The organism is Isoptericola sp. GX10416 (assembly GCF_056590155.1).
In genome coordinates this window covers 491289-517875 of the sequence record NZ_JBWPVO010000001.1, presented here as the reverse complement: position 1 = coordinate 517875, position 26587 = coordinate 491289, and the positions used below count along the sequence as shown (strand labels likewise).

The following is a 26587-nucleotide window of genomic DNA, read 5'->3' as shown; positions in this document are numbered from 1 at the left end:
CTCCCTGCGTGGCTGGGCTGATCAAACGGGAGGACGTCGAGGCCGTTCGCGAGCGCGCGCGGATCGAGGAGATCGTCTCGGCGTACGTCACCCTGAAGACGGCCGGCGTCGGCTCGATGAAGGGTCTCTGCCCCTTCCACGACGAGCGCACGCCGTCGTTCCACGTGCGCCCGGGGGTCGGCCGCTGGCACTGCTTCGGCTGCGGCGAGGGCGGCGACGTCATCTCGTTCGTGCAGAAGATCGACGGCATGGGCTTCACCGACGCCGTCGAGCACCTCGCGGACCGGGTCGGCATGCAGCTGCGCTACGAGGACTCGCGAACCGGCGGTGCCGCCCAGCGCGGACCCCGGGAGGAGCCGGGACGGCGGCAGCGGCTCATCGAGGCCCACCGCGTCGCCGCGGAGTTCTACGCCGACCAGCTCTTCGCCCCCGGGGCGCAGGCCGCGCGGGCGTTCCTCGCCGAGCGCAGCTTCGGCCGCGACGACGCCGAGACGTTCGGTCTCGGCTTCGCGCCCACCGGATGGGACGCACTGATGCGCCACCTGCAGGGCCGCGGCTTCACCCAGGCGGAGCTCGTTGCCTCCGGGCTCGTCAGCCAGGGCCAGCGCGGCATCTACGACCGCTTCCGCGGCCGGCTCGTCTGGCCGATCCGCGACGTCACCGGTGCGGTCATCGGCTTCGGCGCACGCAAGCTGTTCGACGAGGACCAGGGACCCAAGTACCTCAACACCCCCGAGACCAGCCTCTACAAGAAGGCGCACGTCCTGTACGGCATCGACCTGGCCAAGCGTGCGATCGCGCAGTCCAAGCGCGTGGTGATCGTGGAGGGGTACACCGACGTCATGGCGGCCCACCTGTCCGGCGTGGAGGTGGCCGTGGCGACCTGCGGTACCGCGTTCGGCGGCGACCACGCCAAGGTGGTGCGGCGGCTCATGGGGGACACCACCGCCGGTGGCGGCCTCCAGCTCGCCTCGGGAGCCTCCCTGGGCGGCGAGATCATCTTCACGTTCGACGGCGACGCCGCCGGGCAGAAGGCGGCGATGCGGGCGTTCGGCGAGGACCAGCGTTTCCACGCCCAGACGTTCGTGGCCGTCGAGCCGAGCGGCATGGATCCCTGCGACCTGCGCATGGCTCGCGGCCCCGAGGCGGTCAAGTCCCTCGTGGACGGCCGTGTCCCGCTGTTCGAGTTCGTCATCCGCACCACCCTGGACGCCTACGACCTCGAGACCGTCGAGGGCCGGGTGGGCGCGCTGCGAGCAGCGGCGCCGCTCGTGGCCGGTATCCGTGACCGCTCGATGCAGCTCGGCTACAGCCGCTCTCTCGCCCGGTGGATCGGCCTCGACCCGGACGAGGTCCGCCGAGAGGTGGGCAGCGTCTCCGGACGCCCTGCGCCGGGCCGACGGCGGGACGAGCGCGACGTCCGGGGCTCGCGCGCCGAGGCGCCGGCGTCGGGCACGGACGGGCCGGTCACGCCCCTGGTGACGGCACCGGACCCGCGCGACCCGGTGGCGCGCATCGAGCGGCTCGCCCTGGTCGTCGCGCTGCAGTATCCCCAGCACGTCCCCGCGACGTTCGACGGGCTGGACGAGGACGCGTTCGCCACGCCCGCGTGGCGTGCCGTGCACGCAGCCGTCCGGGCGGCCGGCGGCGTCGGCACCGGCCGAGGGCTCGGCGGGAGCCGCTGGGTCGAGTCGGTGGTCGAAGAGGCTGGCGACGCCGTCGGGCCCCTCGTCACGGAGCTGGCCGTGGCTCCCGTGCCCGAGGACCGGGAGAACGTGATCGCGGCCTACGTGGCCGACGTCGTCCGCAAGGTCATCGACCTCGGCCTCACGCGCCGCATCGCGGATGCCAAGAGCCGCGTCCAGCGGCTCGACCCGGCTGCGGACGCCGAGGCCTACCGGATCGCCTTCGAACGCCTCGTCGCGATCGAGAAGGAGCGTCGCGAGCTGCGCGACAGCGCGTGACGCCCCGGTCGCGGCGGCGAGCACACCTGGGCACGATGGGCGGACCCGAGAGAAGGAGCTGCTGATGTCCGCTGCCAAGCACGTGCCCACCTATACCGTGCCGTCGCTGACGGCCGAGGACGGTGCGAAGGTCGCCGAGATCCTGCAGGGCCGGCTGAACTCGCTCACCGACCTGCACCTGACCCTCAAGCACGTCCACTGGAACGTAGTGGGCCCGCACTTCATCGCGGTGCACGAGATGCTCGACCCGCAGGTCGACGCGGTGCGCCTGATGACGGACGCCACAGCCGAGCGGATCGCGACGCTCGGTGCGGAGCCCGTGGGCACGCCGGGAGCCCTCGTCGCGTCCCGCACCTGGGAGGACTACCACCTCGGCAGGGCCACGACCATCGAGCACCTCGGCGCGCTCGACGAGGTCTACGAGGGCGTCATCACCGCACATCGCGAGGCCGCCAAGGCGACCGAGGAGCTCGACGACGTCACCAACGACATGCTGATCGGGCACCTGGGCGACCTGGAGCAGTTCCACTGGTTCGTGCGGGCACACCTCGAGTCGGCGTCGGGGAAGCTGTCCACGGCTGGTGAGAGCTCCGAGCTCGGTGCGGCTCGAGCTGCCCGGGACGCGGACTGACCACCTGACCGCCGCTATGCCGCGCGGGTGGGGGCGGGATCCTCCGCCACACCCGCGCGGCGTCCGCGCGCCTCCTGCCGGTCGACCGGCATCAGCGTGGTCAGCGCCACGAGGACCACGGCGCACACGGCCAGCATGATGAACACGACGTGCATCGCCGACAGGAGTCCGGGACCCTCCGGGACGCCGTCCGGCCCCGCGGTGGTGCGGGCGTTGACGATCGCCCCGCAGACGGCGACCCCGACGGCGGAACCCAGCGACCGGGCGAACATGTTGGTCCCCGTCACGGCGCCGCGCTCGGAGAAGGACGCCGACGACTGGGCGGCGATCAAGGTGGGAACCGCGGTGAGGCCCATCCCGACGCCCACCAGGAAGCACACGCCGGCGACGGCGACGACCGCGCTCGACGCGCCGAGCAGCAGGGCGAGCACCAGCCCGGTGAGCACGAGGGACGAACCGATCATCGCGGTCAGCCGGAACCCGATCCGGAGGTAGAGGCTGCCGGCGTTGGTGGCGGACAGCGGCCACCCGACCATCATCGCCGCGAGGGCGAAGCCGGCCACCAGGGGTCCGACGCCGAGCACCCCCTGAGCGTAGATCGGGACGTAGGTGGCCAGCCCCAGCACGATGACGCCGACCATCAGCGCCACGGCTGTGGGGACGGCGACCACCCGCCGTCGCAGGATGCCCAGGTCGATGATCGGGTGCCGCGCACGGCGCGCCCGCAGCCCGAACCCGGCGAGCAGGGCCGCGGCGGCCACGAAGATCGCCACGGACGCGGGGGAGTCCCAGCTCCACGAGCTGCCGCCCTCCAGCAGTCCCAGGAGCAGGAAGGTGCTGCCGCTCGCCAGCAGGGCCGCACCGAGGTAGTCGATGGGCTCCCGTGCGCCCTCGCGTGGGGACTCGTGGTAGCGGCGCACCAGCATCCAGGCGGCGAACGCGCAGAGCGGGATGTTGACGAAGAAGATCCAGCGCCAGCTCACGAACTCCGAGAAGACCCCGCCGAGCGTCGGGCCGACGACCGACGAGATCGCCCACACCGACGCGAGATAGCCCTGCGTTCTGGCGCGCTCCTCGAGCGTGTAGATGTCCGCGGCGATGGTCAGCGACGCCGGCATCACGGCACCTGCGCCCAGCCCTTGCAGGACGCGGCCCGCGATGAGGGCACCCATCGACCATGCGGCCCCGCAGAGCACCGACCCGAGGAAGAACAGCGCGACACCGGCCAGCATCATGCGCTTGCGGCCGAGGACGTCCGCCAGGCGGCCGGACAGCGGCGTCCCCACCGCCTGCGCCAGGAGATAGGTCGAGAAGAGCCACGGGAGCTGCTCGAACCCGCCCAGGTCTCTGGCGATGGTCGCCGACGCGGTCGCGATGATCGTCGCGTCCAGCGCGACCAACGCTGTGGAGAGCATGAGGGCGAGGAGGATCGGTCCGCGTTCGGAACGCAGTCCGACGGAGGTGTTGTGGGCCACGTCACTGGCAAGCGTGCGGCGGCGGTGCGATATTCCGCTACGGAAGGAACCTCGGCAAAGAGGCCCTGCCACCGAACTCGGTGACAGGGCCTCTTCTGGTGCTCCCGCGACTGGACTTGAACCAGTGACCGTCCGATTAACAGTCGGATGCTCTGCCAGCTGAGCTACGCGGGATCGGCGAACCGGAGAAAACAATACCAGGTTCACAGGGGTAGTCCGCACGCACCCCGCAGGTTGGACTCGGTGGCGTTCACCACGTGGGCGATCTCCGGCCGGGCGAGGTCGACACCCTCCTCGGCGAGCGCCTGGGAGAACAGCGAGCCGTCGGGCCGGCGCCGCACCGCCACCTTCACCCGACCGCCCGGCACGTCCACGGTCTCGGCCAGGACGACGGACCACAGGACGCGTTCGTGCAGGACGGCGGGAAGGTCGGTCACCGTCGGGTCGGTCATCTGCAGGCGCAGGTCGGGCTCGGCGTCGACCCACTCCACCGTCAGCACCGACCGCTCCGGGTCGAACGCCGCCCGGTCGACGTCGCACCACGGGCGCCGCAGCGTCAGCAGAGCGTCGTCGCCGCCGCTGACGACCGCCAGGCTCGCCGTCGTCGCCACGGCCCGGCCGCCGTCGGCCAGCTCGGCCGCTGCCAGGTGCCGTTCGCCTCCCCGGACGGGGACGGCACGGCGGGCGGCGGGCGTGAGCTGTCGGCGGCGCGAGAACATGGGGCCACGGTAGCGGCCGCCGGACAGCCGATGTCCCGGGTGCGACGACACCCTGGCGCTCGTATCGTCGATAGCCCGACGAAGGAGGCCACTCATGGGTATCGGCGACAAGGCCAAGCACGCCGCGGAAGAGGCGGCGGGCAAGCTCAAGGAAGGCGCGGGCAAGGCGTCGGACGACGAGAAGCTGCAGGCGGAGGGCGAGACGGACCAGTCCAAGGCCAACTTCAAGCAGGCGGGGGACAACGTGAGGGACGCCTTCAAGAAGTAGCGACACGAGCACTCACGACGTGCGTCAGTGCGCGCGCGTCGTGAGCGCCTCCGTCGGGAAGCCCGCGACGATGTAGTCCCACACCGCCTTGGCCTCGTCGAGCACGAACTTGGGCTGCTGCTCGACGAGGATCAGTGACGGCAGCGTCCACCACGTGACGGGTGCCGTCCCGGCATCGGGGTTCGCCGTGTACATGATCCGGTGGTACCCGTCCACATGGGTCAGACCGAAGTAGTGGCCCAGCTCGTGCGCGAGGACGTACTCGTAGACGAGGTCGGGGACGCGGTCCCGTACGGACACCCCCGACGTGAAGCTCCCGGGGAACGGCGTGCCGTCGACGCCGGTGGCGTCGTCGAGGTGGGCGCTCAACCCGATGAGGGTGCCCGCATACGCGAAGACCGTCCCGGCGTGCGGCGTCGGGAGGTCCTCGCGTGCACCCACCGGGTCGACGCGCTCGTTGACCCGGCCCAGCACGTCGATGTCGTAGTCGTCCTGACCCGTGGTGAGCACCACGTGGGCCGGGTCGGTGACCTCGCGCTCGTCCAGGACGAACTGGTAGATGAGGCCCAGCTCGCGCGACCGCTCGGCACAGACAGACGTCTTGTGCCGCAGGGTGCCCTCGCTCATCGGGTAGATCTGAAAGCTGCGGCCGCCGCGGTCGCGCAGGTAGGCGTCCACCTGCCTCTCATCGGCCCCGACGACCTGCGGGCGTCCGTGTCGCCAGAAGCCCTCGCTGTCGTAGCCGGCCAGCACGCGGACGTCGATGTCGAGCGCAGGGTCCTCGTGCCAGCGGACCAGCTCGGGGACGCCACCGTCCGGACCGGTGCGGTCGGACCGGACGAAGGCCCGCGTGGCCCGGCCCAGCAGGCGCAGGCCGAACGCGCCGTGGTCCACTCCCGTCGCCCGACGTGCCGCTGCGAGGGCCTCGGGATCCCTGGCGAACCGGCGAGCGAGCAGTCCGCGGACGTGATCGCGCAGCCGCGACTCCTGGATCTCCTCGCGGACGAAGTCGACCGTGTCCAGCAGCAGGCCGACGCGCAGCAGCCCGAGCACGGCCACGAGCGCGCCGCCGAGGACCGTGACGAAGCCGTCCCGCACCCGCTCCCAGTCCCACGTGAAGATGCCGACGACGACGTCCCACAGCCCGGTCGCGAGCGCCACGACCAGGTCGACGACGATGGCGATGATCGTGCACACGGTGCGGGTCACCCAGCGCCCGACGGTGACGACGATCCAGCGCACCACCTTGACCAGTACCGTCACCAACCAGCAGAAGAGCTTGTTCAGGCAGAGCATCCACCAGTTGCACTCCTCCTCGCGGCACCTCTCCTCCTGTCGCTCCTCCCACTCCTCGATGGGGCGGGAGACCTCCTCCTCGATCCATTCGTCGATGTCACGGCAGATCTCTGCCATCGGACTCACCTCGGCCGGTCAGCGCGCCGAGCCGCCGCAGCTCGGTGCGCAGTCGGGCCCGGCTCGCGGCGAGGAGGTGAGCGCGCGGAGGCGAACCTGGACGTCGTCGACGCGACGCCGGTTCAGCCAGGTGGCGCTCTCCAGCATCTCGGCGAGATCGGAGCTGTCGTCGAGGACGAGCACGGAACGTGCGATGTCCATACCCGAAGAGAGGCCGGGCGGCGGCCTGGTGATACCCGCAGGGGGGATGGTGCCCCGTGCGGGACTTGAACCCGCGACCGATCGATTATGAGTCGACTGCTCTGACCAGCTGAGCTAACGGGGCGCGGCGTGAGCCTATCGGAACGTCACCGACCCGCCGGTGTGACGTACCGTCGTCGGGCGCCTGGATGCCGCAGGTCATGGCCTCGACGTGGAAGAATGACCGCCATGGCGATGCGAGAGATCCGGGTGGTGCCCGACCCCGTGCTGCGCACGGCGTGCGACGAGATCACGACGATCGACGACCGGGTCCGCGGACTCGTCGACGATCTCCTCGAGACCGTGGACGCCGAGGGCCGTGCCGGACTGGCCGCCAACCAGATCGGGGTGAGCCTGCGGGCGTTCTCGTGGAACGTCGACGACGAGATCGGCTACGTGCTCAACCCCCGGATCGTCGACCTCTCCGAGGAGACGCAGGACGGCGACGAGGGCTGCCTCTCCGTGCCCGGGCTCTACTACCCGACCGAGCGTGCGTGGTACGCCCGGGTCGAGGGGATCGACCTGGACGGCGAGCCGGTCGTGGTCGAGGGGACCGACCTCATGGCGAGGTGCCTGCAGCACGAGTGCGACCACCTCGACGGCAAGCTCTATCTGGACCGCCTCGAGCGGGGAACCCGGAAGAAGGCCATGCGGGAGCTGCGAGAGCGCCTCTGAGGTGCCTCAAATGTCTGGATTCCTCTCGCACGGGCGTGGGGGTTCGGGCAGACTGTGACGAGGAACGCAACGCGACACGCCGAAGAAGTGCGCTGACCAGCAGCTTCATGGGTCTTGAGGACGTAGGGGAAGACGGACCTCGAAACCCAGGGAGGACAAGATGGCTGGCGCAATCACCCGCGGCGTGCTGTTCGTGCACTCTGCGCCGCGCGCGCTCTGCCCCCACCTCGAGTGGGCGGCGGGCAACGTGCTGGGCGGAGACGTGTCGCTCGACTGGTCGCCCCAGCCGGCGGCCAGAGGGCTCTACCGCGCGGAATATCCGTGGCAGGGCACCCAGGGGACGGGTGCAGCGTTGGCCTCCGCCCTGCGCGGGTGGGACCACCTGCGCTACGAGGTCACCGAGGATGCCAGCCATGGGGCGGACGGTGCCCGGTGGTCGCACACCCCGGACCTGGGTCTCTTCCACGCGATGACCGACGTCCACGGCAACGTGGTCGTGCCCGAGGACAGGGTGCGCAGCGCGATGGAGTCGATCCACGACCCGCACGCGTTGCGGGCAGCGATGAACCTCGTGCTGGGCAGCGCGTGGGACGACGAGCTCGAGCCCTTCCGGTACGCCGGTGAGGGCGCCCCCGTGCGCTGGCTGCACCGCGTCGGGTGAGAACGGCAGACGGCCCGGCGCGAGAACCTCTCGCGCCGGGCCGTCTGCCGTTGCACCCGCTCGGGCTGCTCCGCAGGTCAGACGTTCGTCACCGCCAGCGCCACGTTGTGTCCGCCGAACCCGAACGAGTTGTTGAGCGCCACGATGTCACCGTCGGGCAGCGCCGACGGCTGGTCGCGGACCAGCGGGACCTGGAGCTCTGGATCAGGGTTCGCGACGTTGATCGTCGGTGGTGCGAGCCGCTCGTGCACGGCCTTGACCGCGAACAACGTCTCCAGCGCCCCGGCACCACCGAGCAGGTGGCCCGTCATCGACTTCGTCGCGGAGAGCTGCACGTGGTCGGCGTCCGATCCGAGCAGGGCACGGATCGATCGCGTCTCGGTCAGGTCCCCGACCTTGGTGGAGGTGGCGTGCGCGTTGATGTGCACGACGTCGGGCCCGGTCGCGCCGGCGTCGGCGAGCGCCCGGCGCATGGCCGAGACCTGCCCCTTGCCCTCGGGGTCCGGGGAGGTGATGTGGTAGGCGTCGGCCGAGAGGCCCACTCCGGCGAGCTGCGCGTACACCCGGGCGCCGCGGGCAGCGGCGTGCTCCGCGCTCTCCAGCACGACGACGGCCGCGCCCTCGCCGATGACGAAGCCGTCGCGGTCGACGTCGTACGGCCGCGAGGCGCCGGCCGGGTCGTCGTTGCGCAGGGACAGGGTGCGGGACGCCGCGAAGGCCGCGATCGGCATCGGGTGGATGGTCGCCTCCGTGCCGCCGCAGACGACGACGTCGGCGCGGCCGTTGCGGATCATGTCCATGCCGTACCCGATCGCCTCGGCGCCGGAGGCGCAGGCCGAGACGAGCGCGTGCGCGCCGGCCTGCGCACCGAGCTCGAGCGAGACGTAGGCGGCCGGCGAGTTCGGCATGAGCATGGGCACCGTCATGGGGAGCACGCGGCGTGCGCCCCGGTCCCGCAGGGTGTCCCAGCCGTCCAGGGTGGTCCAGATGCCGCCGATGCCGGACGAGACGACCGCACCGAGCCGCTCGCCGTCGACCTCCGGGGCGCCGGCGTCCTGCCAGGCCTCCCGCGCCGCGATCATCGCGTACTGCGCGGACGGGTCCATCCGCTTGATCTCGGGCCGGGGCAGCACCTCGTCCGGCTTGACCTTGATGGTCGCGGCGAAGGTGACGGGGATGCCGTACTTCTCCGACCAGTCGTTCTCCATGGTCCGCGCGCCCGACTCGCCGGCCAGCGCGGCCGACCAGGTGGTGGGCACGTCGCCGCCGAGCGGGGTGGTGGCGCCGAGGCCGGTGACGACGACCTCGCGCGAGGCAGCAGCGGTCATGGGGGAGCTCCTGAGGTTCAGTGCGTGTGGTTTTGCGGGGGACCGCGCGGGCGGGCCGGAGGAGGCCCGCCCGCGCGGCGACGGCGTGGGAACGCCGATCAGGCTGAGCGGATCAGGCCTGCGCGCCCTCGATGTACTTCACGGCGTCGCCGACGGTCGCGAGGTTCTTGACCTCGTCGTCCGGGATGCGGACGCCGAACTTGTCCTCGGCGTGGGTGACGATCGTCATCATCGACAGCGAGTCGATGTCGAGGTCGTCGGTGAAGGACTTCTCGGCGACGACGGCGTCGGTCGGCAGGCCGGTCTCCTCGGCGACGATCTCGGCGAGGCCTTCGAGGATCTCGGAAGCAGTGTGAGCCATGAGGTGCGTATCTCCTTGTACTGGGTACCGGCCGTCCGGCACCGGGTCGGGGTGTGGCAGTGCGATTCTCGCGCACCACCGGGTTCGGACTCTACGGGGCGTGGCTACGGGAGCACGACCACCTGTGCGGCGTAGACGAGGCCGGCGCCGAACCCGATCTGCAGCGCCAGGTCGCCGGGACGCGCGCTGCCCTCGGCGAGCAACCGCTCGGTGGCGAGCGGGATCGACGCTGCCGAGGTGTTCCCGGAGTCGGCGATGTCGCGGGCGACGACCACCGACTCGGGCAGCTTGAGCTGCTTGACCATCTGGTCGATGATCCGCATGTTCGCCTGGTGGGGCACGAACACCTGGATGTCTCCCGGTTCGACGCCCGCCTCGGCCATCGCCTTGGCCGCGATCGGGGCCATCTGGAAGCTGGCCCACTTGAAGACGGTCTGGCCGTCCTGGCGGAGTGTCGGCATGCCGAGCGTCCCGTCGGCCGCCAGCTCCTGCAGGGAGTGCGTCTGGCGGATCGCCTGCGCCTTCGAGCCGTCCGAGCCCCAGACGGTCGGGCCGATGCCCGGCACGTCGGAAGGGCCCACGACGGCCGCGCCCGCGCCGTCTCCCAGCAGGAACGAGATCGACCTGTCGGTGGGGTCGATGATGTCGCTGAGCTTCTCCGCGCCGATCACCAGGACGTTGCGCGCGGCGCCGGAGCGCACCAGGGCGTCCGCCTGCCCGATGCCGTACGCGTACCCCGCGCAGGCCGCCGAGATGTCGTAGGCCGCGGCCGGCGTCGCCCCGAGACGGTCGGCCAGCACGGCGGCGCCCGACGGTGTCTGGTGGAAGTACGTGATGGTCGACAGGATCACCGCGTCGATGTCGGCACCGCGCAGGCCGGCGGCGTCCATCGCCTTGCGGGCCGCGGCCTCTGCGAGGTCGAGGACGTCGACGTCGGCGGTGGCACGACGACGCGTGACGATGCCGGTGCGCTGACGGATCCACTCGTCGGACGAGTCGATCGGGCCCGCGACGTCGTCGTTGGTGACCGTCTCGCTGCCGCGCTCGGCGGCGACGGCGAGGAGCCGCGAGTACCGGACGGGCTCCGCCTGGCGCAGCGTCCTGCGCGCGCTCATGCGGCCGCGCCGACGGCCGAGTGGCGAGCGATCAGATCGCGGGCGGCCTCGACGTCCGCGGGCGACTTCACGGCCACCGACTCGACGCCCTTGAGCGCCCGCTTGGCCAGGCCGGTCAGGACACCGCCGGGCGCCAGCTCGAGGATGCCGGTGACGCCCCGCTCCGCGAGCGTCTCCTGGCACCGGTCCCAGCGCACGGGCGCCGTGATCTGCGCAGTGAGCCGTGCGAGGACGTCCGGGGAGCGGCCGTGGCCGTGGGCCCCCTCACCGAGCCCGGAGTAGTCCCTGCCGTCGGCGTTGCTGAGCAGCGGCAGGCGCGGGTCGGTGGCGAGCCACGTCGTCGCGACCTTCTCGAAGGAGGTGCGCGCCGCGTCCATGAACGGGGTGTGGAAGGCACCGGCCACCGGGAGCGGGATCACGCGGGTGCGGGCAGGAGGGTTCTCGGGGAGCGCGGCGAGGCGCTCGTCGTCACCGGCAGCGACGACCTGTCCACCGCCGTTGACGTTCGCGGGGAAGAGCCCCGCGGCCTCGATGGCGGCCAGCACCTCGTCGGGGTCGCCGCCGACGACGGCGCTCATCCCGGACGAGGCCGACGCCGCGGCGTCGGCCATGGCCCGACCGCGGTGCGACACGAGGCCGACGGCTCCGGCGTCGTCGAGCACGCCGGCCACGGCGGCGGCGGACAGCTCACCGACCGAGTGCCCGGCCGTGACGTCCACGACGTCGGTCGCCGGGCGACCGTCCAGGATCGCCCGCAGGGCGGCCAGGGAGGCCGAGACGATGAGCGGCTGGGCGACGGCGGTGTCACGGATGGTCTCCGCGTCCGAGGTCGTGCCGTGCAGCGTCAGGTCGCAGCCCGCGGCCGCGGAGAACGAGTCGAGCAGGTCGGTGGTTCCGGGCAGCTCCAGCCAGGGGCTGAGCATCCCGGGGGTCTGAGAGCCCTGTCCAGGGCAGACGACGGCGAGCACGAGTCCACGGTGCCACCTGGAACCCGCCATGGAGCGTGGCGACCCGTACCAACCTCACGGTGGGCGATTGTGGGAATCCTCAACCGCCGTCGGCCGCCTCAGTCCTCGGGGCCGAGCTGGCCGAGCGCCAGCGCCACCTGCAGGACGAACGACTCGCGGGCGTCGAGCGGGTCCCAGCCGGTGATCTCGGAGACCTTCCGGAGCCGATACCTGACCGTGTTGGGGTGCACGTAGAGCCGGCGCGCGGCCGCCTCGAGCGAGCGGCCCGTGCCCAGGTAGGCCGACAGTGTCTCCAGGACGGACCCCGTGGCCTCCTGCAAGGGGCGGTACGCCTGCGCGACGAGGATCCGGCGGGCGGTGCGGTCGCCGGTCAGCACGCGTTCCGGCAGCAGGTCGTCGGCCAGCACCGGCCGCGGCGCCTGCGGCCAGGCGGGCGCCGCGGCGAGCCCGGCCAGGGCCGACCGGGCGGACGACGGCGCCTCGGTGATGTTCGCCACGACCGGCCCGAAGACCACGGGACCCGGGCCGAACCGGCCGATCAGGGAGCTCGCCGCCGTGACGAGGTCACCCTCGCCGCCGAGCACGAGCACGAGGCGGTCGCCATGGATCCCCACGAGGGTGTCACCGGCCGCGCGCCGGGCTGCGCGCCGCAGGTCCGCGGTGCCGACGTCGTCCAGGCCGGTCGTGGCTTCGCCGACGACGACGAGCGCGTGGCCCCGGCCGGTCCACCCGAGCGCCGAGACGCGGGAACGCAGGGCGTCGTCCGTGTCGCCACGCACGATCGCGTCGACGACCAGTGCCTCCAGGCGGGCGTCCCAGGCGCCACGCACCTCGGCGGCCCGGGCGTAGACCTCCGCCGCGGAGAAGGCGACCTCCCGGGAGTAGCGCAGCACCGCCTCCCGCAGCTCACGCTCGTAACCGGGCGAGGCGATCTGGTCCGAGTGCGACTCCACGACGTCGACCATGAGGCGGACGAGCTGCAGCGTGTGCTGCAGGGAGATCGAGCGGGTCAGCTCGGGCGGTGCGGCGGCGAACATCTCGCCGACCCCGTGCGGGGTCTGCTGGGGGTCCGCGAACCACGTGACGAACGCGTTGATGCCGGTCTGGGCGACGAGCGCGACGTAGGAGCGGTCCTCGGCGGGGAGCTGGCGGTACCAGGCGATCTCCTCGTCGAGGCGGCGCATCGCCGCCGCGGTGAGCAGGCCGAGGCCTTCACGGACGCGCTGGACGTTCTCGTCGCGCGAGACGGTCGAGGTCGGCATGCCACGAGGATAGGCCCCTCGTTGTGGAGAGTGCACAAACCAGCGGTGACGAGCGCACGCCGGACGCTCTGTCCGGCCCCGAGAGCCGCTAGCGGATATGGTCGAGACATGGCTCTGATGCCCCGACTCCGCCAGCTCCTGCACCGACAGCGCTCGACGTCGCGCGTGGGGACGCGGCGACCGACGGAGACCCGCCGGTTCGGGGACACGGCCCACGAGGACGCGCTACGGGCGCTGCTGCAGGACGACCCGAACGATGCTCGTGCTTTCGATGCGCTGGCCGATCTGGTCCGGCGCCGGGCGGTGGAGCCCACGGTCGAGGATCCGTTGACGGCGCCGGAGGAGGAGGTTCACCGCCAGGAGGCGGCGGACCTGGCGGTGTGGTCGCTCGCCGAGGAGCTCGCGGGCCATCCCAAGGCGTGGCGGCCCCTGCTCGAGCTGGGGCGGCTCTCGGTGCTCGAGGACCCGGAGGGCGCGGCACGCCGGTTCGCCACGGCGGCGGAACGCGAAGGGACGGGCGAGGCCCTCGCCGAGAGCCTGCAGATCCTGCGTGACGCCGGGATGCCCGTCGAGGCGCTCGGCCTGGGCATCGGGCACTGGCGGGTGCGCGAGCAGACGCCCGGGGTGGGGCGCCAGCTCGTGCTGGCGGCGATCGAGGCGGAACGCGTCTTCGAGGCGCGACAGCATCTCGCCACCCTGGCGGAGCACCCGGACACGCAGGCCGTGGCGCCGATGCACGCGGAGCTCACCGCGCTGGTGGAGGCGGCGGAGAGCGCCGACGTCACCACGCCCGGATCCCCGACCTAGCTTCCGAGGGAGGAGCGTTCGCGCCGAGGTAGTAGCCGGGGACGACGACGGCCCCCGCACCGAGAACATCGGTGCGGGGGCCGTCGTCGTGCGGGCAGGCGGTCAGCTGTCCCCGCCGGCGGAGCCGGACGTACCGGCCGTGACGTCGGTCAGCCGGTACTTCTCGACCGCCTGGGCGACGACCTCGCGAGGCACCTCACCGCGGCGGGCGAGCTGCTGGAGCGTCTTGACGACCATCGACGGACCGTCGATGAGGAAGTGTCGACGGGCTGCCGCGCGGGTGTCCGAGAAGCCGAAGCCGTCGGCACCGAGCACCGCGTAGTCGCCCGGGACCCATGCCCGGATCTGGTCGGGGACCAGGTGGTCGTAGTCGCTGGAGGCGATGAACGGACCGGACGCGTCGCCGAGCTTCTGCGTCAGGTAGGGGACGCGGGGCTCGGACGCGGGGTCGATCAGGGCGTCCTTCTCCGCGGCCAGCGCGTCCCGGCGCAGCTCGTTCCAGCTCGTCACGGACCACACGTCGGCGGAGACGCCCCAGTCGTCGCGCAGCAGCTGCTGCGCCTCGAGCGCCCACGGAACACCCACACCGGATGCCAGGAGCTGAGCACGGGGGCCCTCGCCGCCTTCGACGGAGATGCGGTGGATGCCTCGCAGGATGCCCTCGACGTCGACGTCCTCCGGCTCGGCCGGCTGGACCATCGGCTCGTTGTACACCGTGAGGTAGTACATGACGTTCTGGTCCCGGCCGTCGGAGCCGTCGCCGTACATCCGCTCGATGCCGTCCCGCACGATGTGCCGGATCTCGTAGCCGTACACCGGGTCGTACTGGACCATCGCGGTGTTGGTGCCGGCCAGCAGGGGCGAGTGGCCGTCCGCGTGCTGGAGGCCCTCACCCGTCAGGGTGGTGCGTCCCGCCGTCGCGCCGATGATGAAACCGCGCGTGAGCTGGTCGCCGGCGGCCCAGAACTGGTCGCCCGTGCGCTGGAAGCCGAACATCGAGTAGAAGATGTAGAACGGCACCATCTGCTCACCGTGCGTGGCGTAGGAGGTGCCGACCGCCTGGAAGGCAGACGCGGAACCGGCCTCGTTGATGCCGGTGTGCATGATCTGCCCGGACTCGGACTCCTTGTAGCTCAGCATGAGCTCACGGTCCACCGCGAGGTAGTTCTGGCCGACGGTGTTGAAGATCTTCGCGCTCGGGAAGATCGCGTCGAGACCGAACGTCCGTGCCTCGTCAGGGATGATCGGCACGATGCGCGGGCCGATGCCCTTGTCCTTGATGAGGTCCTTGAGCAGGCGCACGAACGCCATGGTCGAGGCGACCTCCTGCGTGCCCGAGCCCTTCTTGAGCAGCTCGTACGTCTTCGCCTCGGGGAGCTTGATCGGCTTCGCCTTCGAGCGGCGCTCGGGGACGAACCCGCCGAGCTGGCGGCGACGCTCCAGCATGTACTGGACCGCGTCGTCGTCCATGCCCGGGTGGTAGTACGGCGGCATGTTCGGCTCGGCGTCGATCTGCTCGTCCGTCAGGGGGATGTGCAGAGTGTCGCGCAGCACCTTGAGGTCGGTGTTCTTGACCTTCTTCATCTGGTGCGTGGCGTTGCGGCCGGCGAAGCCCGAACCGAGGGCGTAACCCTTCACGGTCTGGGCGAGGATGACGGTCGGCTGGCCGGTGTGCGCGCGAGCGGCCGCATAGGCCGCGTAGATCTTGCGGTAGTCGTGCCCGCCGCGCTTCATGTTCCAGATGTCGTCGTCGGTCATGTTCTCGACGAGGGCCTTGGTGCGCGGGTCGCGGCCGAAGAAGTGCTCGCGGATGAACGCGCCCGACTCCGCACGGTAGGTCTGGAAGTCGCCGTCCGGAGTGGAGTTCATGAGGTTGACCAGGGCGCGGTCCTTGTCCGCGTTGAGCAGCGCGTCCCACTCGCGGCCCCAGACGACCTTGATGACGTTCCAGCCGGCGCCGCGGAACTGCGCCTCCAGCTCCTGCATGATCTTGCCGTTGCCGCGGACGGGACCGTCGAGGCGCTGCAGGTTGCAGTTCACGACGAACGTCAGGTTGTCCAGGCCTTGGTGCGCCGCGTGCTGGATCAGGCCGCGCGACTCGGGCTCGTCCATCTCGCCGTCGCCGAGGAACGCCCAGACGTCCTGCTGGCTGGTGTCCTTGATCCCGCGGTTCTCGAGATACTTGTTCGTCCAGGCCTGGTAGATGGCCGAGGCCGGGCCGAGGCCCATGGAGACCGTCGGGAACTCCCAGAAGTCCTGCATGAGCCGCGGGTGGGGGTACGACGGCAGGCCGCCGCCGGGGTGCGACTTCTCCTGCCGGAACCCGTCGAGCTGGTCGGCGCTGAGCCGGCCCTCGAGGAACGCCCGCGCGTACATGCCGGGGGAGGAGTGGCCCTGGAAGTAGATCTGGTCGCCGCCGCCCGCGTGGTCCTTGCCGCGGAAGAAGTGGTTCAGGCCGACCTCGGTGAGCGTCGCCACGGAGGCGTAGGAGGAGATGTGCCCGCCGACGGACAGACCGGGACGCTGGGCGCGCGTCACCATGACGGCGGCGTTCCAGCGGTTCCAGGAGCGGTACTTGCGCTCCATGGCCTCGTCGCCGGGGAAGTAGGGCTCCTCGTGCACACCGATGGTGTTGACGTACGGGGTCGCCACCGAGGTGGGGATCTGCACGCTGCGCTCGCGTGCGCGACGCATCAGGTTGAGCATCACGTAGCGCGCCCGTGGGCCGCCCTTGTCGTCGATCAGCCCGTCCAGGGACTCCATCCACTCCGACGTCTCCGACGGGTCGATGTCCGGTACCGCGCTGAGCGGACCGTCGATCAGCGGTCCGGTCTCGTCGTACGAAGCCACCAGCAACCTCTCTCTTCTGCGGGCTGCCGCCGTGGTCCGGCGACCGCTCGTGTCAGGCGTCCCGTGCACGGGCGGCCGCGTCGCCGGGGTCGCGACGGCGCGGTCCACCCACGGGGTGGTCACTACTCATTGTGTCCTGACTTTCTCAGCCCGGACACCAGGCGGCGGTCAAGAATCCGTGATCTACGTCATGGTGATGTGTCCGGACTCGGTCGAGGGCGCCGCCGGGGGCGGTGGACCGGCGCGCACGACGGCGCCGCGTGCACTACCTTGACGCTCACAGGCGCACCGCGGGGTGCGCCTGACGACGACGGAAGGAACGTAGGTCCACGTGGGACAGCAGGCGGAAAGCCCGGCCGAGCGATTCGGGTTCACCACCGGTCAGGTCGTGCAGGAGTTCGGGTGGGACGACGACGTCGACGAGCCTCTGCGCGAAGCGCTCGAGGGCCTGGTCGGCGGCGAGCTCGTGGACGAGGACTACGGGGACGTCATCGACGGGGTCATCGTCTGGTGGCGCAAGGAGGACGGCGACCTGACGGACACGCTCGTCGACGTCCAGACCGCGCTCGACGACGGAGGCCAGGTCTGGCTCCTGACGCGCAAGCCGCGCCGGGAAGGCCATGTGGCCCACGACGAGATCATGGAGGCCGCCACCACGGCAGGCCTGCACGCGACCAGCACGTTCGCCGCGGGCGACGACTGGTCCGCCACGCGACTGGCACCGCGCGGTCGGTAGCCCCGGATGAGCAGCCCCGTCCTGCGTGCCGGCGACCCGGCACCGGACTTCACGCTGCCGGACACGCACGGCACGCCCACCCACCTCGCCGACCTGCGCGGTGAGAGCGTGCTCGTGGTCTTCTTCCCGTTCGCCTTCTCCGGTACCTGCACGGGCGAGCTGAGCGAGCTCCGGGACAACATCGAGGACTTCGAGGCGGCCGGCGTGCGTCTGCTGGCCGTCTCCACCGACCCGGTCTTCACCCTCAAGGCGTGGGAGGAGATCGAAGGCTTCGGGTTCGAGATGCTCAGCGACTTCTGGCCGCACGGGGCCGCCGCGACCGCCTTCGGTGTGTTCGACCCGGAGTCCGGTCACGCGCTGCGGGGCTCGTTCCTCGTGGACGCCGACGGCATCGTCCGCTGGACGGTCGTGCACCCGCGCGGCGAGCGCCGCGAGCTCGAGGCGTACCGGGCGGCGCTCGCAGAGATCTGATCCGGAGCCCGTCGACGGCGCGCCCGCCCGAGTCGTCCCGAACCGGGTCGCGGGGCCGGTATCCTTGCCTGCGCTGCCAGGGCCTGTAGCTCAGTTGGTCAGAGCGCCACGCTTACACCGTGGATGTCGGGGGTTCGAGTCCCTCCGGGCCCACTCTGGTCGCCTCAGTTCGGCGTTGTCCTCATCCCGGATGCCGACCTTGGTCCGGCGTGGGGAGCACGAGACGAAAGCACGCGCCTTCGCCGAGTGCTGTGGTGAGCTCGATGTCTCCGCCGTGCGCTCGCGCGAGCGAGCGCGCGATCGCCAGGCCCAGCCCGGCACTGGCGCCGCCGGACCGGCTGCGCGAGCGGTCGGCGCGGTAGAAGCGCTCGAAGACGCGATCCGCCTGTGCGGCGGTCATCCCCGGCCCGTGGTCGGCCACCTCGAGTATCGCTCCGCCGTCGAAGGTCCCCACGCCGAGGCGGACGGGCGTTCCTGGCGGGGTGTGGACGGTGGCGTTGCCGACGAGGTTGGTAGCGACCTGGCGCAGTCGGGCCTCATCGGCGTGGGCGGGAGCCGGCCCTGGTGGACCGTTGCCGCCCGGGCCGGTGAGCTCGACCGGGCGGTTGGGGTCGAGAGCGCGCAGGATGCTCCGCGCGTCACCTGCGAGGGTACGCAGATCCATCGGCGCCCGGTCGAGCTGTCCGTCGGGTGCCTCGTCGAGCTGCGCGAGCAGCAGCAGGTCCTCGGTCAGCGCCGTCAGCCGAGCTGCCTCCCGGCGGATGCTGCTGATCGCTTCGTCGACGTCGGCCCGTTCGGGAAGCGCACCCATCCGGTAGAGATCGGCGGTGCCCGTGATGCCGAACAGCGGGGTGCGAAGCTCGTGGCTGACATCCGCCACGAAGGTTCGCATCCGTGCCTCGGAGGCAGCCCGGTCGGCGAACGCTCGCTCCAGCTGACCGAGCATGGCGTTGAGCGAACGCGCGAGCCGCCCGATCTCCGTTCCCGCCACGGCCAGGTCGGGCACGCGCTGGGTGAGGTCTCCGTCGGCTATGGCCGACGCAGTGGTTTCGACGCGGCGCAGCGGCCGAAGCCCTCGTCCGAGCGCGAACCAGCCGACGGCCGTCAGCGTGACCAGCAGGACCAGACCGCTGATCAGACTGCTCGCGCGGATCTGAGCGACGGTGGCATCGATGTCGGTGCGCGGTGCGGCCGCGATCACCGTTCCGTCCCCACCGGAGGCCGGCTGGGCGACCACTCGCCACCGTGCCGACCGGTCAGCGGCGGGCAGGTCGGTGGCCGACCCGTCCGTGGGCACCGCCCGAAGGTCGTCGAGGCTCGGCAGGCTCGCCGGGTCCAGCTGCGGTGAGCGGATCGTGCCGTGCGGAGTGCCGTCGCGATCGAGGCGGACCAGGTAGGGATCGCCGAAGACGTCGAGGGCGGGTTCGAGGAGTGCGGCGTCGGCGGTGCGCTCGAGGTCCGGCGCCCTCGTACCGGGCCCGGTCGCGATGATCGAAGCCATCATGCCCAGCTGATCATCCAACCGACCGAGCTGGTACCGCTCCAGGTGACCAGTCAGGACCGTGCCGATGATGCCCAGTCCGGTCAGCAGGAGGCCCGCCGTGATCAGCAGGAGCCTCGTCCGAAGCGAGAACCGGTGGACAGGGCCCCTCACGGCCGGGGTTCCCGCATCACGTAGCCGACGCCGTGGACGGTGTGGATGAGCTTCGGCCCGGCCCCGTCGACCTTGCGCCGCAGGTACGAGATGTAGGTGTCGACGATGCTGGCGTCGCCGCCGAAGTCGTATCGCCATACCCGGTCGAGGATCTGTGCCTTCGAGACGACCTGCCCCGCGTTCTCCATCAGGTAGTGCAGCAGCCGGAGCTCGGTCGGGGAGAGGCGCACCGGCTGCCCCTGCCGGGTGAGCTGGTGGCCCGCCACGTCGAGCGTCAGTGTGCCGAGCGTCAGCAGGTCGGTCTGCCGGCCCGTGGTGCGGCGGAGGATCGCGCGGATCCGGGCGATGAGCTCCTCCAGGTCGAACGGCTTGGTCACGTAGTCGTCGCCCAGCGAGAGCCCGGTGACCTTGTCGATCTGCTGGTCCCGTGCGGTGAGGAAGAGGACCGGGACGGGGCCGCCATGGCTCTCCTGACGCTGTTCGCGCAGCTGACGCACCACCTCGAAGCCGTCCAGGTCCGGAAGCATGACGTCGAGCAGCACGAGATCGGGAGGATTCTCGGCTGCGGCGGCCACCGCTTCCGCAGCGGTGGCGGCAGAGCCCACCTGGAAGCTGGCGAACCGGAGCGCGGCCGAGAGCAGGTTGCGAACCGTGTCTTCGTCGTCGACCACCAGCAGGCGCTCGCTGGTGCTGCCCTTGGTCATCGCCTGACCCGGTCGGTCCATGCCCGCCACCCTACCGACGCCATGCTTCTCGTCCCGGTGACGAGAAGGCTGCCGGTGAAGCCTGCGACCGCGCCCGCCACCAGCCCGGTTCCGGCTGCGGTCCACAGGTCGGTGTGAAGACTCACGTCCAGCACGGGCTGGACGAAGCCGCGCACAGCGACGCCGAGGTCGACCGAGATCCGGGTGGCCAGTGCGAGGATGGTCAGCACGAGGCTCATCACCGGAGCCAGCGCGGCGGCAGCGCCGAGTGCCCGGCGCATCGGACCGCCCGTGGGGGGAACGGCTCGCGCGCCGACGATCCCGATGCCCAGGAGCAGTGCGAGCGCCACCCAGGTCAGCGGACCGCCCGGGGCGATCAGCCCGGAGCCGAGGAGGGAGCCGGTGCCGTCGAGCAGACAGGCGAGGATCTCTTCCCTGTGCAGCGTCCAGGGCACGCCGAGCCCGGTCAGCAGGGCCGCCGACAGCGCCAGCGGCGAGCCGAGCAAGACGCCGCCGCCCGCCGAGGACCCCCAGAGCACCCAGGCACCGGCGACAAGGAGCACCGTGAGCGCGCCGATGGACGATGCTGCGGCGCGTGCTGCTCGCGCGACGGACCGCACTCGCGTCACCACCCAGCACGCCGCGACGACAGCGACTGTCCAGCATGTCGCCGCCACCATCGTCGGTCCGATGGCCACGGAGAGCCCGACGTCGAACGCACCGACCGCGTCGCCCAGGCCGCCCAGGCCGCCCAGGCCGCTCAGGCCACCCAGGGCCGCCCCTTCCGGGCAGCTGCGAGCGGTGGAGCCGCTGGCTGCCGTGGGCGCGATCTGGGGCAGTCGCAGGGTGATCGTTCCGCGCACGGACAGCGGCACCACAGCGATACCCGCCAGCAGGACGGCGACGGCCGTCGCGCCGCGGACGAGCAGCCCGACCCTGCCGCCGCGCACCAGCAGCGCGCCCAGCACCAGAGCCCCCACGAGCGAGACCCCCAGCGGCATCACCTCGACGAACCCTCGCAGGCCGACCGGAAGCCCGGACAGGATTGCCTCGATCTCGACGGAGCCTCCCGCGGCCAGCACGAGCACGGCCACCGTCTGCGTCGCGAGCCCACCGAGCCGGTCTGCGTCGAGAAGCAGGAGACCGGCCGCGGCGACAGCCGCCATCGCGGCCAACGCCGCGACCGACGCACCGGCGCCCCGGCTCATGTCGCGCAACGTCACCTGACCACGCATCACACGTCACGGCGCCGGAAGAGGACGAACGCGGCGACCAGCAGGGTGCCGACTCCGAGGCACATCCCGCCGAGGTTCAGCCAGGGGTACGGAAAGTCGGCGTCGGGCATCGTGGTCATGACCGTGGCCGCACCCTGGGTCGGCCAGTAGTCCAGCAGGAACTGGACCCACGAGGGAAACAGCCCCGCGAAACCCGGGATGACGAAGATGATTCCCACGAGGATGGCGAGGGCACCAGCCGTCGCTCGTGTGATCACGCCGAGCGTCACCGCGAGCAGCGCGACCGCGGTGAGATAGACCCCTCCGCCCACGACGGCGGAGAGCACGCCGGGATCACCCAGCGTCGCGCGGGGTGCGCCGTGTGCGGCGAGGACGGCCTGCCCCCCGCCGAACGCGGCGAACATCAGCGACTGGCCGGCGATCGCCGCGACGGCGGTGACCGTCACCACCTTGGCCGCCAGCAGACGGTAGCGGCGCGGGCTGGTCATCACGGACGTCTGCATCTCGCCGGTGGCGTACTCCGAGGTGACCACGAGGATGCCGATCACGCCGACGATCAGTTGGGCGACGATGTATGACGTCAGGCTGCTCCCGGTCGGATCCCACGCCGCCCGCTCCGCCGCGGTCGCGTCCGAATATTGCGCTCCCGCGGCGCTCGTCGCCAAGAGGCTGATCCCGATCCCGACCACGAACAGGCACACCAGGGTGAGCCATGTGGAGCGCAGGCTGCGCAGCTTGATCCATTCCGCACGAAGCGCATGCGTGAACTTCACGCTGCTCGGCGCACCGACGGCGCTCACGCCACTGTCCCGTGGTAGTCGATGTTCTCGCGGGTCATCTCCATGAAGACGTCCTCCAGCGAAGCGTGTTGCGGCGTGAGCTCGCTGAGCACGATGTCGTGGTGAGCTGCGAGCGCGCCGATCTCGTCGGGCGTCATGCCGGAGACGACCATCGAGGTTGCGTACCGGTCCCGCACGGCGCCCCCGGCCTCGACCAGACGCGGTGCGAAGAAGTGCGGGTCGGAGGTGCGCACGAGCACGGTTTCCTCGCCACCGGACCGCACGAACTCGTCGACAGTCGTATCGGCGATGAGCCGGCCTCGTCCGATCACGACCAGGTGGTCGGCGGTCTGTGCCATCTCGCTCATGAGGTGGCTGGAGAACAGGACCGCACGGCCTTCCCCGGCGAGTGAGCGCATGAGCCGTCGAACCCAGCGGATGCCCTCGGGATCCAGCCCGTTGACAGGCTCGTCGAAGACCAGCACCTTCGGTTCGCCGAGCAGAGCTGCCGCGATACCGAGTCGTTGCCGCATCCCGAGGGAGAACCCACCGATCCGCTTCCCGGCGACGGATTCCATGCCCGCCCGGGTCAGTACGTCGTCGACCCGGTGTCGCGCGAGACCGTTGCTCGCAGCGAGCGCCAGCAGGTGTTGGTACGCCGTCCGGCTGCCGTGCACCGCGCCGGCATCGAGCAGCGCACCCACCTCGGTGAGTGGGACGGGAAGGTCGCGGTAGCGGCGGCGGCCGATGGTCACCGAGCCTCGCGTCGGAGCGGCCAGGCCGGTGATCATCTTCAGGATCGTGGACTTGCCGGCTCCGTTCGGCCCGAGGAAGCCGGTCACCTGTCCCGGTTCGACGGTGAACGACACGTCATCCACCACGGTGTCAGGCCCGTACCGCTTGGTCAGGCCGCGGACGTCGATAGTTGTCATGCTCCGGATCATCGCCAACCGGACCGAGAGGTCTCTCAGTGGTTCTGTGAGACTTCTGGGAGCCAGGGAACGAGCACGAGGCGCCGCAACGGAGCCGTTCGCCGGGCACGGGTGAACTCACAGGTCTGTATGAGCGATCAACTGCGCACGAGCCGCGCGGAACCGGCAACTCGTGCGACCGCCCGGACCCGGGCAGCCCGGGGCAGGAGCCCGACCATGGACGACATGATGCTGCTTCCCGGCCTGGCACTGGCGCTCGGCCCGGGTGACCGGCGCTCGAGCACACGGAGCGCCGCGTCGGCCACCTGCTCGGGCGACTGGTAGCTGCCGCCGTACTGCTCGGTCCCGATCTCGTCGAAGAACTCGGTCGCGGTCAGGCCGGGCGCGAAGGCGAGCGTGCGGATGCTGCTGTCGCGCAGCTCCCACCAGAGCGCCTCGGTGAAGCCGAGGACGAACGCCTTGGTCGCGGCGTACACGGCCATCCCGGGGATGGGCGCGTACGCGGCGTCGCTCGTGATGTTGACGAGAAAACCGTGGCCCGCCGCGCGCAGATCGGGCAGGAAGGTGTGGCAGAGATCGACGACGGCGCCGATGTTGACCGCGATCTCGTCGGCGAGCCGGTCCGGGTCTTCGTCGTCGAACCGGCCGTCCGTGCCGAAGCCGGCGTTGTTGACGAGGCTGGTGACCTGCACGCCGCGACGCTGCAGCTCCGCGCGGACCGCGGCTCCGGGGCGTGCGACGGCGAGGTCGGCCGGCACGGTCTCGACGCGCGTGCCGTGCGCCGCGCGGAGCTCGGCGGCGAGCGCGTCCAGCCGGTCGATCCGGCGCGCCACGAGGACGAGGTCGGAGCCGCGGGCGGCGAGCGTGCGGGCGAGCGCGCGGCCGATCCCCGAGCTGGCGCCGGTGACGAGGGTGGTCTGCGAGGAGAAGTCGAGTGAGCTCATGATGACACTGTAGGACATAGATGGCACTGAGTGCCAAACGTGGCGCTAGCTGCCGAAGATGGCTACCTTGGCCGGATGACCGGCAACGCTCCAGAAAGTCTTCGCGAACGCACCCGCCGCGCGGTCCACCAGGAGATCGCCCGCACGGCGATGCGGCTGTTCGCCGAGCGAGGCTTCGAGGAGACGACCATCGACGAAGTCGCCGCACAGGCGGGCATCAGCCGCCGATCGTTCTTCCGGTACTTCGCCACCAAGGAGGACGTGGTGCTGGGCGAGCTCGTCGAACGCGGCCGGATCGTCGCCTCGGCGCTCGCCGGGCGGCCGGCGGACGAGCCGCCGTGGGCGGCGGTCAGGGCGGCGTTGCTGGCGCTGCGTGACGCCGTCACGACCGACGAGGCGGACGAGCTCGAGATCGGCCGGATGCTCTACGGCAACCAGACGCTGCGCGCACGGCACCTCGAGAAGCAGCTCGCCTGGCAGGACCTGCTGGTGCCGATCCTCGCCGAGCGCATCCGGGCCGCGGACCCTGACGCCGGCGTCGACCCGGAGCTCGCGGCCGCAGCCGTCGTGGTGGGCGCTCTCGCGTGCCTGGACGTGGCGGGTGCCTGGTGGGTGCGCCGGGACGGGGCGATCCCGCTCGAGCGCCTCTACGACGACGCGGTGGCCGCGATCCGCCGCTGACCGACCCCGCTGGAGGACGTGGTGCCGTCAGGACCCCGCGGGGGCGTCATCGCCCACCGGGTCGCCGCCGTCTGCCGAGTCGTCGCCGGGGCTCGGATCCGCTGGTGCGCTCGGCTCCGTGGGCGGTGTCGCGTCACCGGTGGGATCCGGGTCGGGCGTCGAGGTCGGCTCCGGTTCGTCGGTCGGTTCCGGGTCGGCCGTCGGGGTCGAGGTCGGTTCGTCGGTCGGTTCGTCCGTCGGTGACGGCGTGGGCGTCGAGTCGTCCGTAGGCGTCTCGGACGGCGTCGGCGTCGGGTCCGCGGTCGGCGTCGACCGGGTGGTCGGGTCGGCCGGCGGTGGCGGCGCCGTCGTCGCCTGGGACTGCGACGGGCTGGGCGTCGGTGACGGGCTGTGCGTGGCCGGCGAGACCGGTCCACCGTCGTCGGTGTCGCGCAGGGCCCAGAACGCGAACGCTCCGACGGCGCCGACCAGGACGAGCGCGAGGACGACGGCGAGTATCCTCCGCCGGGAGCGCTTGTCCTGCTCCGGCCCTTCCGGCCCTTCCGGCCCCTCTGGCGCCGGCGGTGCGGCGTCGTCCGCCGCCGTCGTGGCGGGGACACCCTCGGGCGGGGTGGCAGAGGCGCCCACGGCACCGACCTGACGGGTGCGCTGGAGCTCGGCCTCCTCGCCCGCCGCGGCTGCGGCCGCAGCCGCCGCTGCGCCTGCCGCCCCGACGACGGCCGTCCGGTGCGGATCGTTCGCAGCGATCTGACCCAGCGTCATCGTCGCGTCCGAGCTGGCCGCGTCTGCCTGGGTGTCGGCGGCGCCGGTTCCCAGCAGGGCCGCGGCCGCCGCGCGCATCGCGTCGGCGGAGGCGAACCGCTGTGCCGGGTCCTTGGCCATCGCCTGTGCCACGAAGCGGTCGACGGAGACCGGGACTGCGGCTCGCCGTGCCGACGGCGCGGGGACCGGTGCTCCGACATGGGCCCGCAGGACGTCCTCCGGCCGGGCGCGCTCGTACGGCGCATGTCCGGTGAGGGCGTAGTAGGTCAGCGCCCCGACCCCGTACAGGTCGCTACGGGCGTCGAGCGGCCGGCCCTGGGCCTGCTCGGGCGACATGCCCACCACGGACCCGGCGACCGTCTTGCCGTCGCCGTCCCCGCCGGCGGGGCCGGCGAGCCCGAGGTCGAGCAGACCGACCGTCAGCCCGCCGTCCTCGCGCCGGTCCACCACGACGTTGCGCGGACCGACGTCGCGGTGCACCAGCCCGGCGGCATGGACCGCCGCCAGGGCGTCGAGCAGCCCGTCGATCAGGGCGAGTGCCTCTCGCCACGGCAGGCCGTCTCCGCCGGCCACCTCGGAGACCGGTGCACCAGGAAGGCGGCGGGTCAGGAGCCAGGGCACGTCGGCCCCCGCGACCTCGTCCTCTCCGGTGTCCAGCACCTTCACCACGCCGCGGTGGTTCACCAGGGCCGACGCCACGATCTCGCGGGTCATGGCGGCGCGGGCCGTCTCGTCGTCGACCAGGTGCGGGTGCAGGACCTTGACCAGGAGCGCGGCCTCGGGCTCGGTGGCGGTCTCCTCGGCGTCCGTGACCCGCAGGCGGGCGGCCTCGTAGACGGTGTAGGTACCGCCCGTGCCCAGGATGTCGCCCAGGACGTACTTCCCGCCAAGGACCACCTGCCCGTCGCTCGGCTCCTCGGTCGGCCCGGTGGGCGTCATGCCGTGCACCTCT

26 protein-coding genes and 3 tRNA genes are annotated in these 26587 nt (G+C 71.6%); 10 read left to right on the top strand and 19 right to left on the bottom strand.

Annotation, left to right across the window (positions count from 1 at the left end):
• Nucleotides 1–8 precede the first annotated feature (8 nt).
• Both dnaG and ACWAT2_RS02620 read left to right on the top strand, forming a co-directional pair.
• A complete protein-coding gene (gene dnaG / locus ACWAT2_RS02625) occupies nt 9–1964 on the top strand; it encodes a DNA primase (protein WP_402371286.1) in 1956 nt (651 codons plus the stop codon).
• Nucleotides 1965–2028: 64 nt separating this feature from the next.
• The gene (locus ACWAT2_RS02620) at nt 2029–2595 is read left to right on the top strand and encodes a Dps family protein (RefSeq protein ID WP_402371289.1); all 567 of its coding nucleotides are present in this window, start codon (nt 2029–2031) and stop codon (nt 2593–2595) included.
• A 14-nt stretch (nt 2596–2609) separates the two neighbouring features.
• Here the strand turns inward: ACWAT2_RS02620 and ACWAT2_RS02615 are convergent, their stop codons facing one another.
• From ACWAT2_RS02615 to ACWAT2_RS02605, 3 genes are all read right to left on the bottom strand, one after another.
• On the bottom strand, nt 2610–4070 hold the full coding sequence (locus ACWAT2_RS02615) for an MDR family MFS transporter (protein ID WP_402371291.1): 1461 nt from the start codon (nt 4068–4070) through the stop codon (nt 2610–2612).
• 101 nt (nt 4071–4171) lie between these two features.
• Nucleotides 4172–4244, bottom strand: a tRNA-Asn gene (locus tag ACWAT2_RS02610).
• A 29-nt stretch (nt 4245–4273) separates the two neighbouring features.
• Nucleotides 4274–4789, bottom strand: a complete 516-nt coding sequence (locus ACWAT2_RS02605) for a hypothetical protein (protein ID WP_402371293.1) — start codon at nt 4787–4789, stop codon at nt 4274–4276.
• Nucleotides 4790–4883: 94 nt separating this feature from the next.
• Between ACWAT2_RS02605 and ACWAT2_RS02600 the strand changes: the two genes are divergently transcribed.
• Complete coding sequence (locus ACWAT2_RS02600) at nt 4884–5057, top strand: CsbD family protein (protein WP_402371295.1); 174 nt, start codon at nt 4884–4886, stop codon at nt 5055–5057.
• 24 nt (nt 5058–5081) lie between these two features.
• Here the strand turns inward: ACWAT2_RS02600 and ACWAT2_RS02595 are convergent, their stop codons facing one another.
• The 3 genes from ACWAT2_RS02595 to ACWAT2_RS02585 form a co-directional block, all read right to left on the bottom strand.
• On the bottom strand, nt 5082–6470 hold the full coding sequence (locus ACWAT2_RS02595; protein ID WP_402371297.1) for a metallopeptidase domain-containing protein: 1389 nt from the start codon (nt 6468–6470) through the stop codon (nt 5082–5084).
• Between the two features lie 18 nt (nt 6471–6488).
• Nucleotides 6489–6671, bottom strand: coding sequence for a hypothetical protein (locus ACWAT2_RS02590; protein ID WP_402371300.1), 183 nt, complete (start codon nt 6669–6671; stop codon nt 6489–6491).
• Nucleotides 6672–6718: 47 nt separating this feature from the next.
• Nucleotides 6719–6795: transfer RNA gene (locus ACWAT2_RS02585), tRNA-Ile, on the bottom strand.
• Between the two features lie 104 nt (nt 6796–6899).
• On the opposite strand from ACWAT2_RS02585, the gene def reads away from it, so the two are divergent.
• Both def and ACWAT2_RS02575 read left to right on the top strand, forming a co-directional pair.
• Nucleotides 6900–7385 (top strand): peptide deformylase, encoded by a 486-nt coding sequence (gene def, locus ACWAT2_RS02580; RefSeq protein WP_402371302.1) that lies wholly within the window; start codon nt 6900–6902, stop codon nt 7383–7385.
• A gap of 160 nt (nt 7386–7545) precedes the next feature.
• Nucleotides 7546–8046: a DUF3145 domain-containing protein gene (locus ACWAT2_RS02575; protein WP_402371305.1), complete on the top strand. Its 501-nt coding sequence runs from the start codon at nt 7546–7548 to the stop codon at nt 8044–8046.
• 77 nt (nt 8047–8123) lie between these two features.
• Here the strand turns inward: ACWAT2_RS02575 and ACWAT2_RS02570 are convergent, their stop codons facing one another.
• The 5 genes from ACWAT2_RS02570 to ACWAT2_RS02550 all read right to left on the bottom strand — a co-directional run bounded on the left by ACWAT2_RS02570 (nt 8124) and on the right by ACWAT2_RS02550 (nt 13080).
• Nucleotides 8124–9374 (bottom strand): beta-ketoacyl-[acyl-carrier-protein] synthase family protein, encoded by a 1251-nt coding sequence (locus ACWAT2_RS02570; RefSeq protein WP_402371307.1) that lies wholly within the window; start codon nt 9372–9374, stop codon nt 8124–8126.
• Nucleotides 9375–9486: 112 nt separating this feature from the next.
• Nucleotides 9487–9735, bottom strand: coding sequence for an acyl carrier protein (locus ACWAT2_RS02565; protein WP_106269616.1), 249 nt, complete (start codon nt 9733–9735; stop codon nt 9487–9489).
• Between the two features lie 104 nt (nt 9736–9839).
• Nucleotides 9840–10850 (bottom strand): beta-ketoacyl-ACP synthase III, encoded by a 1011-nt coding sequence (locus ACWAT2_RS02560; RefSeq protein ID WP_402371309.1) that lies wholly within the window; start codon nt 10848–10850, stop codon nt 9840–9842.
• Nucleotides 10847–11818, bottom strand: a complete 972-nt coding sequence (locus ACWAT2_RS02555) for an ACP S-malonyltransferase (protein WP_402371311.1) — start codon at nt 11816–11818, stop codon at nt 10847–10849. The genes ACWAT2_RS02560 and ACWAT2_RS02555 overlap by 4 nt, the downstream gene beginning before the upstream one ends.
• A 98-nt stretch (nt 11819–11916) precedes the next feature.
• Nucleotides 11917–13080 carry a PucR family transcriptional regulator gene (locus ACWAT2_RS02550; protein ID WP_402371314.1) on the bottom strand — a complete coding sequence of 388 codons (1164 nt, stop codon included), beginning with the start codon at nt 13078–13080 and terminating at the stop codon, nt 11917–11919.
• Nucleotides 13081–13188: 108 nt separating this feature from the next.
• Here ACWAT2_RS02550 and ACWAT2_RS02545 point away from each other — a divergent pair, with 108 nt between their 5' ends.
• Complete coding sequence (locus ACWAT2_RS02545) at nt 13189–13887, top strand: hypothetical protein (RefSeq protein ID WP_402371316.1); 699 nt, start codon at nt 13189–13191, stop codon at nt 13885–13887.
• Between the two features lie 102 nt (nt 13888–13989).
• On the opposite strand, the gene aceE is transcribed toward ACWAT2_RS02545, so the two are convergent.
• The gene (gene aceE / locus ACWAT2_RS02540; protein ID WP_402371318.1) at nt 13990–16737 is read right to left on the bottom strand and encodes a pyruvate dehydrogenase (acetyl-transferring), homodimeric type; all 2748 of its coding nucleotides are present in this window, start codon (nt 16735–16737) and stop codon (nt 13990–13992) included.
• A 331-nt stretch (nt 16738–17068) separates the two neighbouring features.
• On the opposite strand from aceE, the gene ACWAT2_RS02535 reads away from it, so the two are divergent.
• The 3 genes from ACWAT2_RS02535 to ACWAT2_RS02525 all read left to right on the top strand — a co-directional run bounded on the left by ACWAT2_RS02535 (nt 17069) and on the right by ACWAT2_RS02525 (nt 18097).
• A complete protein-coding gene (locus ACWAT2_RS02535) occupies nt 17069–17473 on the top strand; it encodes a DUF3052 domain-containing protein (protein ID WP_402371320.1) in 405 nt (134 codons plus the stop codon).
• A 6-nt stretch (nt 17474–17479) separates the two neighbouring features.
• The gene (locus ACWAT2_RS02530) at nt 17480–17944 is read left to right on the top strand and encodes a peroxiredoxin (protein ID WP_402371322.1); all 465 of its coding nucleotides are present in this window, start codon (nt 17480–17482) and stop codon (nt 17942–17944) included.
• A 79-nt stretch (nt 17945–18023) separates the two neighbouring features.
• A tRNA-Val gene (locus tag ACWAT2_RS02525) sits at nt 18024–18097 on the top strand.
• 28 nt (nt 18098–18125) lie between these two features.
• On the opposite strand, the gene ACWAT2_RS02520 is transcribed toward ACWAT2_RS02525, so the two are convergent.
• The 6 genes from ACWAT2_RS02520 to ACWAT2_RS02495 form a co-directional block, all read right to left on the bottom strand.
• The gene (locus tag ACWAT2_RS02520) at nt 18126–19598 is read right to left on the bottom strand and encodes a sensor histidine kinase (RefSeq protein WP_402371325.1); all 1473 of its coding nucleotides are present in this window, start codon (nt 19596–19598) and stop codon (nt 18126–18128) included.
• Complete coding sequence (locus ACWAT2_RS02515) at nt 19595–20323, bottom strand: response regulator transcription factor (protein ID WP_402371327.1); 729 nt, start codon at nt 20321–20323, stop codon at nt 19595–19597. Before ACWAT2_RS02515 ends, ACWAT2_RS02520 begins: the two co-directional genes overlap by 4 nt.
• Complete coding sequence (locus ACWAT2_RS02510; protein WP_402371329.1) at nt 20299–21510, bottom strand: streptophobe family protein; 1212 nt, start codon at nt 21508–21510, stop codon at nt 20299–20301. The genes ACWAT2_RS02515 and ACWAT2_RS02510 overlap by 25 nt, the downstream gene beginning before the upstream one ends.
• Nucleotides 21511–21536: 26 nt before the next feature.
• On the bottom strand, nt 21537–22337 hold the full coding sequence (locus ACWAT2_RS02505; protein ID WP_402371331.1) for an ABC transporter permease: 801 nt from the start codon (nt 22335–22337) through the stop codon (nt 21537–21539).
• A complete protein-coding gene (locus ACWAT2_RS02500; RefSeq protein WP_402371333.1) occupies nt 22334–23248 on the bottom strand; it encodes an ABC transporter ATP-binding protein in 915 nt (304 codons plus the stop codon). Before ACWAT2_RS02500 ends, ACWAT2_RS02505 begins: the two co-directional genes overlap by 4 nt.
• Nucleotides 23249–23385: 137 nt before the next feature.
• Nucleotides 23386–24192 (bottom strand): SDR family NAD(P)-dependent oxidoreductase, encoded by an 807-nt coding sequence (locus ACWAT2_RS02495; RefSeq protein WP_402371336.1) that lies wholly within the window; start codon nt 24190–24192, stop codon nt 23386–23388.
• Nucleotides 24193–24267: 75 nt separating this feature from the next.
• Here ACWAT2_RS02495 and ACWAT2_RS02490 point away from each other — a divergent pair, with 75 nt between their 5' ends.
• Complete coding sequence (locus ACWAT2_RS02490; RefSeq protein ID WP_402371338.1) at nt 24268–24873, top strand: TetR family transcriptional regulator; 606 nt, start codon at nt 24268–24270, stop codon at nt 24871–24873.
• Nucleotides 24874–24900: 27 nt separating this feature from the next.
• On the opposite strand, the gene ACWAT2_RS02485 is transcribed toward ACWAT2_RS02490, so the two are convergent.
• A complete protein-coding gene (locus ACWAT2_RS02485; protein WP_402371340.1) occupies nt 24901–26574 on the bottom strand; it encodes a serine/threonine-protein kinase in 1674 nt (557 codons plus the stop codon).
• Nucleotides 26575–26587: the final 13 nt, after the last annotated feature.